This is a genomic window from Paraburkholderia caledonica NBRC 102488 (genome assembly GCF_000685095.1).
In the GTDB taxonomy this organism is placed as follows: domain Bacteria; phylum Pseudomonadota; class Gammaproteobacteria; order Burkholderiales; family Burkholderiaceae; genus Paraburkholderia; species Paraburkholderia caledonica.
Window position 1 is genome coordinate 20,490 of record NZ_BAYE01000007.1, and the last position, 14,089, is coordinate 34,578.

At 63.5% G+C, this 14,089-nt stretch carries 12 protein-coding genes; 9 read left to right on the plus strand and 3 right to left on the minus strand.

Annotation, left to right across the window (positions count from 1 at the left end):
- Positions 1 to 3: 3 nt before the first annotated feature.
- Complete coding sequence (locus BCA01S_RS16045; protein ID WP_027777779.1) at positions 4 to 816, plus strand: MetQ/NlpA family ABC transporter substrate-binding protein; 813 nt, start codon at positions 4 to 6, stop codon at positions 814 to 816.
- Positions 817 to 822: 6 nt separating this feature from the next.
- Here BCA01S_RS16045 and BCA01S_RS16050 read toward each other — a convergent pair whose 3' ends face one another.
- Positions 823 to 1,749 carry a bifunctional helix-turn-helix transcriptional regulator/GNAT family N-acetyltransferase gene (locus tag BCA01S_RS16050; protein ID WP_027777780.1) on the minus strand — a complete coding sequence of 309 codons (927 nt, stop codon included), beginning with the start codon at positions 1,747 to 1,749 and terminating at the stop codon, positions 823 to 825.
- 368 nt (positions 1,750 to 2,117) lie between these two features.
- Between BCA01S_RS16050 and BCA01S_RS34910 the strand changes: the two genes are divergently transcribed.
- The 5 genes from BCA01S_RS34910 to nagE all read left to right on the plus strand — a co-directional run bounded on the left by BCA01S_RS34910 (position 2,118) and on the right by nagE (position 9,544).
- Positions 2,118 to 2,852, plus strand: coding sequence for a GntR family transcriptional regulator (locus BCA01S_RS34910; protein WP_020067018.1), 735 nt, complete (start codon positions 2,118 to 2,120; stop codon positions 2,850 to 2,852).
- Positions 2,853 to 2,959: 107 nt separating this feature from the next.
- Complete coding sequence (nagA, locus tag BCA01S_RS16070; protein WP_027777783.1) at positions 2,960 to 4,063, plus strand: N-acetylglucosamine-6-phosphate deacetylase; 1,104 nt, start codon at positions 2,960 to 2,962, stop codon at positions 4,061 to 4,063.
- Positions 4,056 to 5,063, plus strand: coding sequence for an SIS domain-containing protein (locus BCA01S_RS16075; RefSeq protein ID WP_027777784.1), 1,008 nt, complete (start codon positions 4,056 to 4,058; stop codon positions 5,061 to 5,063). Before nagA ends, BCA01S_RS16075 begins: the two co-directional genes overlap by 8 nt.
- A gap of 38 nt (positions 5,064 to 5,101) precedes the next feature.
- Positions 5,102 to 7,666 carry a phosphoenolpyruvate--protein phosphotransferase gene (ptsP, locus tag BCA01S_RS16080; RefSeq protein ID WP_027777785.1) on the plus strand — a complete coding sequence of 855 codons (2,565 nt, stop codon included), beginning with the start codon at positions 5,102 to 5,104 and terminating at the stop codon, positions 7,664 to 7,666.
- Between the two features lie 72 nt (positions 7,667 to 7,738).
- Complete coding sequence (gene nagE, locus BCA01S_RS16085; RefSeq protein WP_027777786.1) at positions 7,739 to 9,544, plus strand: N-acetylglucosamine-specific PTS transporter subunit IIBC; 1,806 nt, start codon at positions 7,739 to 7,741, stop codon at positions 9,542 to 9,544.
- Positions 9,545 to 9,880: 336 nt separating this feature from the next.
- Here nagE and rpoH read toward each other — a convergent pair whose 3' ends face one another.
- Entirely contained in the window at positions 9,881 to 10,816 is a 936-nt protein-coding gene (gene rpoH, locus BCA01S_RS16090; protein WP_020067013.1) for an RNA polymerase sigma factor RpoH, read from the minus strand.
- Between the two features lie 359 nt (positions 10,817 to 11,175).
- On the opposite strand from rpoH, the gene BCA01S_RS16095 reads away from it, so the two are divergent.
- Positions 11,176 to 11,739, plus strand: coding sequence for an acyloxyacyl hydrolase (locus tag BCA01S_RS16095; RefSeq protein ID WP_027777787.1), 564 nt, complete (start codon positions 11,176 to 11,178; stop codon positions 11,737 to 11,739).
- A 43-nt stretch (positions 11,740 to 11,782) separates the two neighbouring features.
- Positions 11,783 to 12,166 carry a nuclear transport factor 2 family protein gene (locus tag BCA01S_RS16100; protein WP_020067011.1) on the plus strand — a complete coding sequence of 128 codons (384 nt, stop codon included), beginning with the start codon at positions 11,783 to 11,785 and terminating at the stop codon, positions 12,164 to 12,166.
- A gap of 3 nt (positions 12,167 to 12,169) precedes the next feature.
- Here the strand turns inward: BCA01S_RS16100 and ybiB are convergent, their stop codons facing one another.
- The gene (ybiB, locus tag BCA01S_RS16105; protein WP_027777788.1) at positions 12,170 to 13,144 is read right to left on the minus strand and encodes a DNA-binding protein YbiB; all 975 of its coding nucleotides are present in this window, start codon (positions 13,142 to 13,144) and stop codon (positions 12,170 to 12,172) included.
- Between the two features lie 223 nt (positions 13,145 to 13,367).
- On the opposite strand from ybiB, the gene BCA01S_RS16110 reads away from it, so the two are divergent.
- Complete coding sequence (locus tag BCA01S_RS16110) at positions 13,368 to 14,066, plus strand: fumarylacetoacetate hydrolase family protein (protein WP_027777789.1); 699 nt, start codon at positions 13,368 to 13,370, stop codon at positions 14,064 to 14,066.
- The last annotated feature ends 23 nt before the right edge of the window (positions 14,067 to 14,089 follow it).

A 14,089-nucleotide genomic window follows, 5' to 3' on the forward strand; every position in this document is an offset into this window, starting at 1 on the left:
TACATGCAGCGCAGAAATATCCTCAAAGCCCTCTCCGCAGTGATCGCCGGCGCGGCGATCGTCACCAGCCCCGGCGCCCATGCCGACGACAAAGTCATCAAGGTCGGCACCATCGGCGGCCCGGACGCGCAGATCTGGGAAGTCGTCACCAAGGTGGCGAAGCGCGAGGGCCTGAACGTGAAAGTCGTCGAATTCAACGATTATGTGCAGCCGAACGCCGCGCTCGACGCAGGCGATCTCGACGCCAACAGCTTCCAGCATCAGCCGTATCTCGACAGCCAGATCAAGCAGCGCGGCTACAAGATTGTCAACGCGGGCCTCACCTACATCTCGCCGCTCGGCATCTACTCGAAGAAGCTGAAGTCGCTAAAAGATTTGCCGCAAGGCGCGAAGATCGCTGTACCGAACGATCCGTCAAACGAGAACCGTGCGCTGCTGCTCCTGCAGACGCAAGGCGTGATCAAGCTGAAGGCCGGCGCGGGCACGAACGGCAACAATGCGACCGCGCTCGACGTCGCTGAGAATCCGAAGAAGATCAAACTGGTCGAACTCGATGCCGCGCAATTGCCGCGCTCGCTTGCCGATGTGGACGCAGCCGCGATCAACACGAATTTTGCGCTTTCCGCCGGTCTGCAGCCGACCAAAGACGCGATCGCGCTCGAAGACATTCACAGCCCGTACGCGAACCTGATCGCGGTGCGCACCCAGGACAAAGACAAGCCGTGGGTGAAGAAGCTCGTTGCAGCGTATCAGTCGGAAGACGTGCGTCAGTTCATCAAGACGCAGTTCAAGGGTTCGGTGGTTCCGTCGTTCTAACGCGGCTTACAGTCCCAACTCCCACCGCTCGATCATCAGATCCTTGCCGAAACGGCGCTCCGGCGCCGTGCTGACGAGTTCGAAACCGGCGCGCTTGCACAGGCGCCGCGGCTCTTCCAATGCGCTGGCCGTGGTTAGCGTCAGTCTCGTGTAACCCGCGCGCCGCGCGAACCGCGTTGCTTCGGTCATCAAACGTGTGCCGATGCCAAGACGCTGCACGTCCGGTTCGACCCACAAGAGGCGCACGCCGGCCACCGTCGTCGACACGGCGACGATGCACACCGCGCCCACCACCATGCCGTTGTGATCAGCGACGACGCACGTTTCGCGAAAGCTATCGTTGCGTTGCGTGTAATCGGCGACCACGCGCGCAAGCAACCCTTCGAACGATCCGTCCCAGCCATACTGCGCCGCGAACCACTGCGCTTGTCGATGCACGAGCCAGCCGCATTCGCCGGGGCGCGGCGCGCGCAGTTCAATGACGTTCCGCTGCGGCTTGTCGCCGAGCAGTCTTTCGATAAGGTTCATCGCGGCAATCAACTGCTCCTGTGAGCCCGCGCCGAGCCCGCCGAGCAGGTCCAGCACTTCCTCAACGGCTGCCGAGTCGAGCGGCGCATAGGCTGCATGGCCGTTAGCCGTCAGTTCGATCAGCGACTGGCGCGCGTCCGTCTCGGACGGCCGTCGCGTAATCAGATTGCGATGCTCGAAACTGGTGAGCAAGCGGCTCAGATAACCGCTGTCGAGTCCAAGCGCGCGACCGAGCGCCGACGCCGTCTGCGCGCGTCCGCGCGACAGTTCGTGCAGCACGCGCACCTCCGTCAACGAGAACGTGCTGCGAGCCAGGCGCTCGTGCAGAGCGCCGATAAGCCGCGTGTAGAAGCGATTGAAATGGCGGACTGCCTGGGCCCGTCGCAGCGTCTCGGAATCGGTCAAATGCTGATCTCCCGTTTTTTTTATGGATTCGCATACCACTATATTGGAACGCGCCCTTATTAACAAAATCATGCGTTTGGCATAAACCGCGCGGGGTTCGAAAACGGACGAACGTGCACCCTTCCAGACCTCGCGAACTGGTTCGCAATTGGGACTGCTACACGCTTAATTTGTCTCGAATGCGGGTAAATCCTGGGCTCTCCGAACCGGCATGCGGACCACGTTCATCGGCCGCTCTGGCTTGTTCTACAAGGCTTTGCGCCCTGTCATGCCGGCATAGAACCAGTTCGTTGACTGGTATTATGTTGGTTATATAATGGGCTCTCGTTTTTGCAAGCCCAACCTTCCGTTACTGCCGCCGGAGCGCCATGGAAACCCGCTGGTCCGCACTCATGCCTGACGCTCGAAACGTCACGCCGCTGTATTTGCAGCTCGCGCGCAATCTGGCGACCGCGATCCATTGCGGGGTGTGGTCGGCCGGTGAAGCGTTGCCTTCGGAGCGGACGCTCTCGGACGCAATCGGCGTGTCGCGCATTACCGCGCGCAAGGCGATCGAACTGCTGGTCGAGCAAGGGCTCATCCGGCGCGCGCGCGGCGCGGGCAGCTTCATCACGCCACGCGTCGAAGATCCGCTGTCGCGGCTCACCGGCTTCACCAAGAAGATGCAGCAGCGTGGCTTCCGTCCGGACTCGGTCTGGCTCGAGCGCGATATCCGCGCCGCCAATCGGGAAGAGCTAGTGCGCCTCGGTTTGTCGCCCGGTGCAGCAGTGGCGAGCCTGCGCCGGCTGCGCCGCGCGGACGGCATCGTGATGGCGGTCGAGCACTCGGCGCTTCCGGTCGCGATCGTTCCCGATCCGCAGGCAATCGGCGTTTCGCTTTACAGCTATCTGGAGCAACGCGGCGCAGCGGTTGTGCGCGCGTTGCAGCACTTTCGCGCGGTCAACGCTTCGAGCGAGATCGCTTCACTCATGGATATCGAACCGCGCTCGGCGCTGCTGGTCATTACCCGTATCGGTTATAGCGCCGACCAGCGCGCAATCGAATTGACGGACACCTATTGCCGCGACGACTACTACGACTTCGTCGCTGAATTGCGGACCTGAGCGCCGCTTTCAGGTGGGGCGCACGGCCGCGTAAGCCGCGCCGCCCCGCACCGCGCGCTCAGGCGCGATTCAGCCACACCCCGTATCACGCCTTGCAAGAGAGACTCATGCTGACCGGAAACATACTCACCACCGACGGGTGGATTCACGGCACGCTCGAATACGAAAACGGCCGCATCACGGCGCTTACCGGCGAGCGCGTCGATCCCGCGACGAACGACGCGCCGTACATCCTGCCCGGCTTCATCGACCTGCACGTGCACGGCGGCGGCGGCGCCGACGTGATGGAAGCCGGCAACGCGATCGAAACCATCACGCGCACCCATGCGCGCTACGGCACGACGAGTCTGCTAGCTACCACGATGACCGCGCCGCGCGACGAACTGATGAGCGTGGTCGCCGGTCTCGGCGACGTCGCGCGCGTGCGCACGCCCGGCTGCTCGCGGGTGCTCGGCGTGCATCTGGAAGGGCCGTACATCAACCCAGGCAAGCTGGGCGCGCAGCCCGATGCAGCCGTCTGCGCCGTGATGGACGAAGTGCTCAAGTATCTGTCCATCGCGCCGATTCGCGTCGTCACGCTGGCGCCTGAAATTGCCGGCCATATGGACATCATCTCCGAGATGGCGGCGCGCGGCGTGCGCGTGCAGCTTGGCCATTCGCTCGGCACATACGACGACGCCGTTGCCGCGCTCAAACACGGCGCGTGCGGCTTTACGCATCTTTTCAACGCGATGTCGCCGCTGCATCACCGCAATCCTGGGCTCGTCGGCGCGGCGCTCGCGCATGCGGAATTCGCCGAAATCATTCCCGACCTGCTGCACGTGCATCCGGGCGCGATCCGCGCCGCACTGCGCGCGATTCCGCGTCTGTATGTGGTCACGGACAGCACGTCGGCGACCGGCATGCCCGACGGCGAATACCGCCTCGGCAGCCAACACGTGACGAAGTGTCTCGGCGGTGTGCGTCTCGCCGACGGCACGCTCGCCGGCAGCACCCTGACCATGGATCAGGCGCTGCGCAATCTGGTGTCGATCGGTCTGCCGATCGCCGATGTATCAAACCGTTTGTCGCGCTACGCCGCCGACTACCTCGGCATTGAAGACCGCGGCCGCATCGCGCGCGGTGCATGGGCCGACGTCGTTGTGTTCGATCGTGAACTGGCGTTAAGCGCGACGTACGTCGAAGGAGAAGCAATTGTCGAATATGCTTAAAGAGGCGTTGGCGTCCGCAGAAACGGTCGCCGCGCAACTCACGGACACCTCGCGCGTCGAGGCCTTGGCCGCCCGGCTCGCGCAACAACCTCGCCATGTCGCGTTGACGGTCGCGCGCGGCAGTTCCGACCATGCGGCGAGTTACTTCGCGAGCCTGACGATGAGCCGCCTCGGCGTGCCGGTCGCGTCGCTGCCCATGTCGGTGGCGACGCTGCAACAGGCGCCGCTACAGGTTCGCGATCAGCTTGCACTGGCGTTCTCGCAGTCGGGCAAGAGTCCTGATCTGGTCGGCACGATGCAGGCGCTGCGCGAGGCGGGCGCGTTGACCGTTGCCGCAGTCAATGCACCGGCTTCACCGCTCGCCGACGCGTGCGAGTGGCATCTGCCGCTCGTCGCTGGTCCTGAACTGAGCGTTGCGGCCACCAAGAGCTACATCGCGATGCTCTCGATTTCCGCGCAACTGGTCGCGCATTGGCAGCGCGATCCCGAACTGCTGGCTGCGTTAAATACGCTGCCCGACGCGTTGCAGACCGCCGGCAAGCTCGACTGGTCGATGGCCGTCGACGAACTGCGCGGCATCGAACGCATGATCGTGATCGGGCGCGGTCTCGGCCTTGCCATCGCGCAGGAAGCCGCGTTGAAGCTGAAGGAAACCTCCGGCATTCAGGCAGAAGCGTTTTCTAGCGCGGAAGTGCGGCACGGTCCGATGGAACTGATCGACCGCGACTATCCGTTGCTGGTGTTCGCACCGCGGGGGCCGGAGCAGGCTGGTCTGCTACAACTCGCGCGCGACATGCAGGCTCGCGGCGCTCGCGTATTGCTCGCCGCTCCGTCCGATGTACCCGAAGCGACGCTGCCGCTCGCTACCACCGCTCACGCGGCGCTCGATCCGATCGCCGCCATCCTGTCCTTTTACGTAATGGCCGCGGGCCTTGCGGCCGCGCGCGGGCGCAATCCCGATGCGCCGCGCCATCTCAACAAAATCACCGAAACTCACTGACGAGAAATCAGATGCGACGTGTCGAGGAGTCCCGTTTAATGAGCCATTCTGAAGGCCATATTGTTTTGCTGGCGCCGATGACCGGTCCGGTCGTGCCGCTCGCGAACGTGCCCGACCCGGTGTTTTCGGGCGGCATGTTCGGCGACGGGATCGGCGTCGATCCGCTCGAGGGCCGACTCGTCGCGCCGTGCGAGGGAACGGTCACCCATCTTGCGCGCACCGGCCACGCTGTGACGCTGGCCACAGCGGAGGGCGCCGAGATTCTGCTGCATATCGGTATCGACACTGTCGAGCTGAACGGCAAAGGCTTTGCGCCGATGGTCGAGCAGGGCGCATACGTGCATGCCGGTGACGTGCTGATCGAGTTCGATCAGGATCAGATTGCCTTGCATGCGCCGAGCCTTGTTTCTGTCATCGCTATAGCAAACTCCGACGCGTTCGAAATCGTCGAGCGCGCGCAGGGCGGCATGCTGAAGGCGGGTGAAACGCCGCTGTTGTTGCTGCGTCCTCGCGCCGGTGCGGCGGCCGACGCGTCTCGTCAGTTGAGCGCAACGAGCGTGACCGAAGAAGCGCGCGCGCAAGTCACACTGGTTCACGCGGGCGGCCTTCATGCGCGGCCGGCAGCGCGTGCTCGTGAAGTGGCGCGCGGTTTCGATGCGCGTGTGGAGGTGCGTTACGACGGGCGCAAGGCGGCAATAGAAAGCGTGGTTGGACTGCTGGGACTCGGCGCGGGTCAGGGCGCGACGGTGGAGCTACTCGGTGTGGGGCCGCAAGCCCGAGCCGCCGTAGACGCGATCGCTGACGAACTGACGCGCGAGGCGCACGGCGAAGTCGAAGAGAAGCCGGCGCGGCAAAGTTCGCCCGCGCCGCAAACCGTGACACCGGCGGCGGGCGAGACTCTCGCGCCGAACACGCTCGCCGGCGTCTGCGCGGCGCCGGGCCTGGCAATCGGCAAGCTGGTGCGCTGGGACGACGCGGACATCGATCCGCCCGAACAGGCAAGCGGCACGTCGGCTGCGGAAAGCCGCCTGCTCGACAAGGCGATTGCGACCGTCGACGCCGACCTCGGCACGACGGTGCGCGACGCGTCGCAACGCGGCGCGGTCGGCGAAGCAGGTATTTTCGCGGTACATCGTGTGCTGCTCGAAGACCCCACGCTGCTCGACGCCGCGCGCGATCTGATCAGTCTCGGCAAGAGCGCGGGCTTTGCGTGGCGCGAAGCGATCCGTGCACAGATAGCCATCCTTACTAATATCGAAGACGCGTTGCTCGCCGAGCGTGCCGCCGACCTGCGCGACATCGAGAAACGCGTGCTGCGTGCGCTCGGCTATACGAATGCCGCGGCGCGAACGCTTCCGGAGGAAGCAGTGCTTGCCGCGGAAGAGTTCACGCCATCCGATTTGTCCGCACTGGATCGCTCGCGTGTCACGGCTCTCGTGATGGCGCGCGGCGGTGCGACGTCGCACGCGGCGATTCTCGCGCGGCAGGCGGGCATTCCCGCGCTGGTGGCCATGGGCGATGCGCTGTATGCGATTCCCGAAGGCACGCAGGTCGTGGTGAACGCGACCACGGGTCGGCTGGAATTTGCGCCGACGGAGCTCGATGTCGAGCGCGCGCGACTCGAGCGCAGCCGCCTCGCGGGTGTGCGCGAAGCGAATCGCCGTAAGTCGCAAGAAGCTGCGGTCACGGCCGATGGCCGCGCGATCGAAGTCGCCGCGAACATCGCGACGCTTGACGACGCAAAAACGGCCGTGGAAAACGGCGCGGACTCGGTCGGCCTGCTGCGCACCGAACTGCTATTCATTCACCGTGCAGCCGCGCCGACCACGGACGAGCATCGGCAGAGCTATCAAGGCATTGTCGACGCATTGAACGGTCGCACCGCGATCATCCGCACGCTCGACGTCGGCGCGGACAAGGAAGTCGACTACCTCACGCTGCCGCCGGAGCCGAACCCCGCGCTCGGCTTGCGCGGCATTCGCCTCGCGCAGGTGCGCCCCGACCTGCTCGACGATCAGCTGCGCGGCCTGCTCTCCGTAAAGCCGTTTGGCGCCGTGCGCATTTTGTTGCCGATGGTGACCGATGTCGGCGAGCTGATCCGGATCCGCAAACGAATCGACGAATTCGCTCGCGAGTTAGGCCGCACGGAACCGATCGAGGTCGGCGTGATGATCGAGGTGCCGTCGGCGGCGCTGCTTGCCGACCAACTGTCGCAACACGCGGACTTCCTGTCGATCGGCACCAACGACCTGACGCAATACACGCTTGCCATGGACCGCTGTCAGGCCGACCTCGCCGCACAGGCAGACGGTCTGCATCCGGCCGTGCTGCGGCTAATCGCAGCGACCGTGCAAGGCGCGAGCAAGCATGGCAAATGGGTCGGTGTATGCGGCGCGCTGGCGGGCGATCCGCTTGCGATGCCGCTGCTTGTCGGCCTCGGCGTAACCGAGCTTTCGGTGGACCCGGTTTCGGTGCCGGGCATCAAGGCGCGGGTGCGCGACCTCGATTATCAACTGTGCCGTCAACGCGCGCAGGATGCGCTGGCGCTCGAATCGGCGCAGGCGGTAAGAGCAGTAAGCCGCGAAACGTGGCCGTTGGACTGAACCCCGCACGGTGCGCAACGCTACATAACTCAACGACGTCCGTCGACAACGAGACAAGGATTGGAGGTATCAATGGATGGGAATCCGTTTCTGAAGATTCAGCGCCTGGGACGCGCGCTGATGCTGCCTATCGCGGTGCTGCCGGTTGCCGGCCTGCTGCTGCGCCTCGGCCAGCCCGATGTGTTCAACATCAAGATGATCGCCGACGCCGGCGGCGCGATCTTCGACAACCTGCCGCTGCTGTTTGCAATCGGCGTGGCGGTCGGCTTCGCGAAGGACAACAACGGTGTCGCGGGTCTCGCGGGCGCGATCGGCTATCTGATCGAAGTCGCGGTAATGAAGGACATCAACGACAAGCTCAACATGGGCGTGTTGTCGGGGATCGTGGCGGGTATCGTGGCCGGCTTGCTATACAACCGCTACAAGGACATCAAGCTGCCGGACTACCTGGCGTTCTTCGGAGGGAAACGCTTCGTGCCGATCGTCACGGGCGTGGTCTGTCTCGCGCTCGGCATTCTGTTCGGCTATGTGTGGCAACCGGTGCAGAGCGTGATCGATACAGCCGGCCATTGGCTGACCACGGCGGGCGCGCTCGGCGCATTCGTGTTCGGCGTGCTGAACCGGCTGCTGCTCGTGACGGGTTTGCATCACATCCTCAATTCGCTGACGTGGTTCGTGTTCGGCACCTTCACGCCGCCGGGCGGCGTTGCCGTGACGGGCGACCTGCATCGCTTCTTCGCCGGCGATCCGACTGCCGGAACGTTCATGACGGGCTTCTTCCCGGTCATGATGTTCGGCTTGCCGGCCGCGTGTCTCGCGATGTTCCATGAAGCGCCGAAGGAGCGCCGCGCGATTGTGGGCGGTCTGCTGTTTTCGATGGCGCTTACGTCGTTTCTGACGGGCGTCACGGAGCCGATCGAGTTCAGCTTCATGTTTCTCGCGCCGGTGCTGTACGTGATCCATGCGCTGTTGACGGGTCTTGCCCTCGCGATCTGTTCGGCGCTCGGCATTCACCTCGGCTTCACGTTTTCCGCGGGCGCGATCGACTACGTGTTGAACTACGGCCTTTCGACCAAGGGCTGGCTGGCCATCCCGGTCGGCATCGTGTATGCGGTGGTGTACTACGGCCTGTTCCGCTTCTTCATCCGCAAGTTCAACATGGCGACGCCGGGCCGCGAACCCGCCGCTGCCGACGAGCAAGCCGATTCGTTCGCGGCCGGCGGTTTCGTTTCGCCCGTGGCAGGCGCTGCCGTCCCGCGCGCGCAGCGTTATATCGCGGCGCTCGGCGGCGCGGCGAATCTCTCGTTGGTGGATGCGTGCACGACCCGTCTGCGTCTGTCCGTCGTGGACTCCAGCAAGGTGTCGGAAAACGAACTGAAGACCATCGGCGCGCGCGGCGTGCTCAAGCGCGGCACGACGAACGTGCAAGTCATTATCGGGCCGGAAGCGGACATCATCGCTGATGAAATTCGGACTGCGATGGAGCGGGGCGGCAACGATGCAGGTGCGGTGAAGCTGGCTGCCTCCGCTGCTGCGGTTTTGACTTCGGCTGCAACTTCGGCGGCGGGTGGTGTGGTTGCTGCGGGCGGTGCTTCGGCAGCCGCAAATGGTCCGCTCGATCCCGATCCATTGCGTTGGCTGGCGGTGTTCGGCGGCGCCGGCAACGTGAAGTCGCTCGACGCCGTGGCGGCGACGCGTCTGCGTATCGTCGTTCAGGATCCGTCGGCGGTGGATCGTCAGCGTCTCGCGACACTCGACACGGCGTGGGTTGCGGCGGATACGTTCCATATCGTCGTCGGCGATGCGGCGCGGCGTTACGCGGAAGCACTGGCAACTCGCCTGCCGCCCAGCGGCGGCGCGGCGCCTTTGCCTGCGTGACTGAACAGGTGTGGCGGCGAAGCGCTCAAGGCGCTTCGTGCCACGCCGCGATGCGGTTAGCGCGGGTCAACTGAACGCCCGACCAGCAGCGCAATAAGAAAGCGGCACCTCGATCCGAGGTGCCGCTTTGCGTTTACCGGCGCCATGCCGGACACACTACTCGTTAGTGTGCTGTACGCCGACCCTTCTCGCGTAGCCGGCGCATGTTCATCTGTCGCAGCGCGGGAACGACGCATAAAAAAAGCCCCGCCGTCTTGCGAGGCAGGGCTTGCGACTTCAGCGCTTCTTTTTGGGTCAACCGGGCTTGCACCACGCCGATGTGACCGCTAGCGTGCGTTACGCGTATTCGGTCAGCGCACCGCGCATCTTCTTCATTGCGCTAGCTTCGATCTGGCGAATACGCTCAGCCGATACGCCGAACTCGTCGGCCAGTTCGTGCAGCGTCGAGCCGCCCGAACCGTCGTCTTCCACCTTCAGCCAGCGAGCTTCGATGATGCGGCGGCTGCGGGCGTCGAGTGCCTCCAGTGCCGTCGCGATACCGTCGCTTTGCAGCTTGTCGCGTTGACGCGAGGCCAGTACCGCGGTCGGCTCGCTATGCGAGTCGGCGAGATACGCGATCGGCGCATACGACTCTTCGCCGTCTTCAACCTGGCCTTCCAGCGCGATGTCGCCGCCCGAGAGGCGCGTTTCCATCTCGGCTACTTCTTCGCGCTTGACGTTCAACTCTTTGGCGAGACCTTCGATCTCGTCCGGCGTGAAAGCGCCCAAGCCTTGTTTATGGCTGCGCAGGTTGAAGAACAGCTTGCGCTGCGCCTTGGTTGTGGCGACCTTCACCATGCGCCAGTTGCGCAGGATGTATTCGTGGATCTCGGCCTTGATCCAATGCATGGCGTACGACACGAGACGTACGTTCTGCTCCGGATCGAAGCGCTTCACGGCCTTCATCAGGCCGATGTTGCCTTCCTGGATCAGGTCGGCGTGCGGCAGCCCATAGCCCAGGTAGTTGCGCGCGATCGAGACGACCAGCCGCAGGTGCGACAGCACGAGGCGGCGTGCAGCCTCGAGGTTGTCGTGCTCGCGGAATTCTGTGGCGAACTGGCGTTCTTCTGCCGGCGTCAGCATCGGAATCCGATTTACGGCCTGGATGTAGGCGTCGATGTTGCCCAGTTGACCGGGCAGCAGGGAGGAATGCGAGAGCGCCAGCGCACCTGCCGGAGCGGCCTTAGCCGACGACGGGCTCAGAGTACTCGGAAGGGTCAATGCATGGCTCACGTTTAAAGCTCCTTTGGAATCAGGCAAAAGCTTGTTCAGGTAACGACTCCAGCGTTGGATGTTAGCACTCTCGATTTCCGAGTGCTAATACTTAGAGCCCATAGGGGCATCCAAGTTCCGTTGTTTCCTATTGAATTTCAACTTTCAATAGTCATCATACTCGCCTTTGACGGCCAGCGCTGGTGCCGTAGAAATTACCTAACGAAGTCCATTCATTCTTACTTTCGACCGATTTTTTCAATTTATGATGTATGTAATTGCGAAAATTTAAATTTCTTAACAGGATCCACCGCCTTCAGATTGTCTTTAGAATACGCAAACTGTTACAGAATGTTCAACTTGCTGAGCTCGGGTATCAGATGGACAACAAAAAGAATGTCTTCCGTGGTCTGGCTCTAAAAGCTGCATGCGCGGCTCTGCTGCTTACTCTTTCCGGCGTTGCTGCCGCCGATCAGTTCGGAGTCCAGGTCACCGGGGCTCTGGGCGATCATCATGTCAAGAAACTGGACCTCGGCCTCGTGTGGGACCCGAATCTCACGTGGTGGCAGGTCGGCGACTGGCATTTCGCGCTGATCGGCGAGGCCCACGTTGCCTGGTGGCACACGAACGAAGGCAATGTGCATGAGAACATCGGCGAGATCGGTGTGACGCCTATCATTCGCTTCATTAAAGGATCCGGATCTATCCGGCCTTTCGTCGAGGCAGGCGTGGGTGTGCGCTTGTTGTCGAGCCCGAGAATTTCTTCGACTTTCACACTGTCCACTGCGTTCCAGTTCGCCGATATGGCGGGCGTGGGCATACAATTCGGCGGCCATCAGCAGTATCAGGCGGGCTACCGCTTCCAGCATGTTTCGAATGGCGGTATCAAAGAGCCGAATCCTGGTATAAATTTCCACCAGCTATACCTGCAATATAACTTCTGACGACCGTGGCCGCGTCTGGCTCACCGGTGCAAGGGGCTGAGCAATGGCGGCAAAGACAATCGAGGCGATCCGCGGGCTGGAACGCGAACGCTTCCGCGCGATGGTCGACGGCGACGGTCAATCGCTCGACGCGCTGCTCGCAGAGAACGTGAGCTACGTGCACACGAACGGCAAGCGCGAGACGAAGCGGCAGTTCATCGACGGCATTACCGCCGGGCGCCGCCGCTATCGGCAAATCGAAGTGCAGTCGCAAGATGTGCTGCCGGTCGGCCGCGAAACCTGCGTCGTGACCGGCCGCGCGCTGATCGAGATGGAAGCGAATAGCGGCGCACTGCTTTTTCCGATTGCCTACACGGCGATCCACACGCAGGAAGACGGCCAATGGCGCCTCATTGCATGGCAGGCGACGCGTTGCGCGATTGAGTGAGCCTCAGTGCGCGGGCGTTCGCGCGACGTCGGCAATCAACTCGACTTGCCTCTCTATCGCGCTTGGCACCGGCGCCTCGCCGCGCAGCACGGCGCCGATCCATGCCGCTGTCGTCGCGGCATCGCGCGCTTCAGGCAACTCGACCTCAGGTGCGTCGCGCGACGAGCGCTCATGCGGCACTCGCGTCTCGCAGATCCCGTCATGCAGCCAGTCCACCTGCACCTGACGCCGGGTGTCGGCGACTGCTTCGCCCTCAGTGCCGCGCGCGAGCAAAGCGCCGCCGGCCGCCGCGTCGGGATGGGTGCTAAATAGCTGCGTGAGGCTGTCCCGATACGGCGGATGCGTGTAGTTCACGAGACGCAGCCCGGCGGGCGCGAACGGCTGGAGAATCTTGACGAGCGTATGCGTCGAATTGCGCACGCCCATGCGCCGCCGCAGCGCGAGCAGACGTGCAAGCTTTGGCGCGAGCACGTCGATCGGCGCAAACGCGAGACGGCGCTCTGCGAGGCCGTCTTCAATGTCGTCGTGCGAGGTCGCGTGCGGTATCCGCAGATGCGTGAAAATTTCGGCGCTCGTCACGCGGCCAGGATCGTCGGTAATGCCGTGCACGAGAACCGGCACCCCTTCACGCGCCAGCAGCAGCGCAAGCAGCGGCACGAGGTTCGGCTGTTTGCGCGCGCCGTTATAGCTGGGGATCGATACTGGCCGGAACTCGCCGGGACGCAGATGAACCGGCTCGAACGACGCATGGGCGCCTGCCAGCATCGCCGCGAGTTCGTCGGCGGTTTCGCCTTTCACACGATAAGCGAGCAGCACCGCGCCCAGTTCCAGTTCACCGACGCGGCCGTCGAGCATGGCAGTGTAGAGCGCGCGCGTATCCTCGGCGGTGAGCGCGCGGGCTCCGTTCGGCCCGCGGCCGATTTCCTTGATGAAGCGGGCGCAGGGGAATGGATTGGCGGTGTCGGCAGAGTCTGTCATGAGGGCGATTGACGTGCTGGCGTGCCGCCGTCGGGGCGGTCGCCACGGTATTCAAGGGACGTTCTGGTGTGAGTATCGCATCTATAGCCGTCCGCCGAGACGCGCGCACTGACGCGTCGCTGTCCCGAACCCGTGCCTGACTTGCGCGCGCCACCTTCTAGCGCGCGTTACACTCGCTGTTTTATCGCCGCACCGCGGCTCATATCGAAGAACGGAGAACCGGATGAGTTACGTATTTGCACCGGCACCGGTGGTCGCAGTGCCGGTTGTTGGGTCCAGCGAGCAGTTCCCTGTGCGTCGCATTTATTGCGTCGGCCGCAATTACGAGGCGCATGCCCGCGAGATGGGTCATGATCCGGACCGCGAGCCACCGTTTTTCTTCAGCAAGCCGGCGGATGCCGTCCTGTATGTCGCGCCGGGCGAGACCGGCGAATTCCCGTATCCGACGCTGTCTAAAAACCTCCACTTCGAAATGGAACTCGTCGCGGCGATCGGTAAAGGCGGCAAAAATATCTCCGCGGAAAGCGCGCTGGATCACGTCTACGGCTACGCGCTCGGTCTCGATATGACGCGCCGCGACCTGCAGGCCGAGGCGAAGAAGCTGGGTCGTCCGTGGGACACCGCAAAGGGTTTCGATCAATCTGCACCGCTCGGCCCGATTCATCCGGTGTCGAGCGTCGGCCACATCGGGAAGGGCGCGATCTGGCTGTCCGTGAACGGTGAAGAGAAGCAACGCTCGGACGTGTCGCAACTCATCTGGTCCGTGGGCGAGACCATTGCCTACCTTTCGACGTTGTTCGAGTTGCAGCCGGGTGATCTCATTTTCACCGGCACGCCAGAAGGCGTCGGCGCGGTGGTGCAGGGCGACCTGATGAAAGGCGGCGTGGACGGACTGGGCGAATTCAGCGTGCGCGTCGTCTGAAGCAGTTTTGGGAGGAGACAACG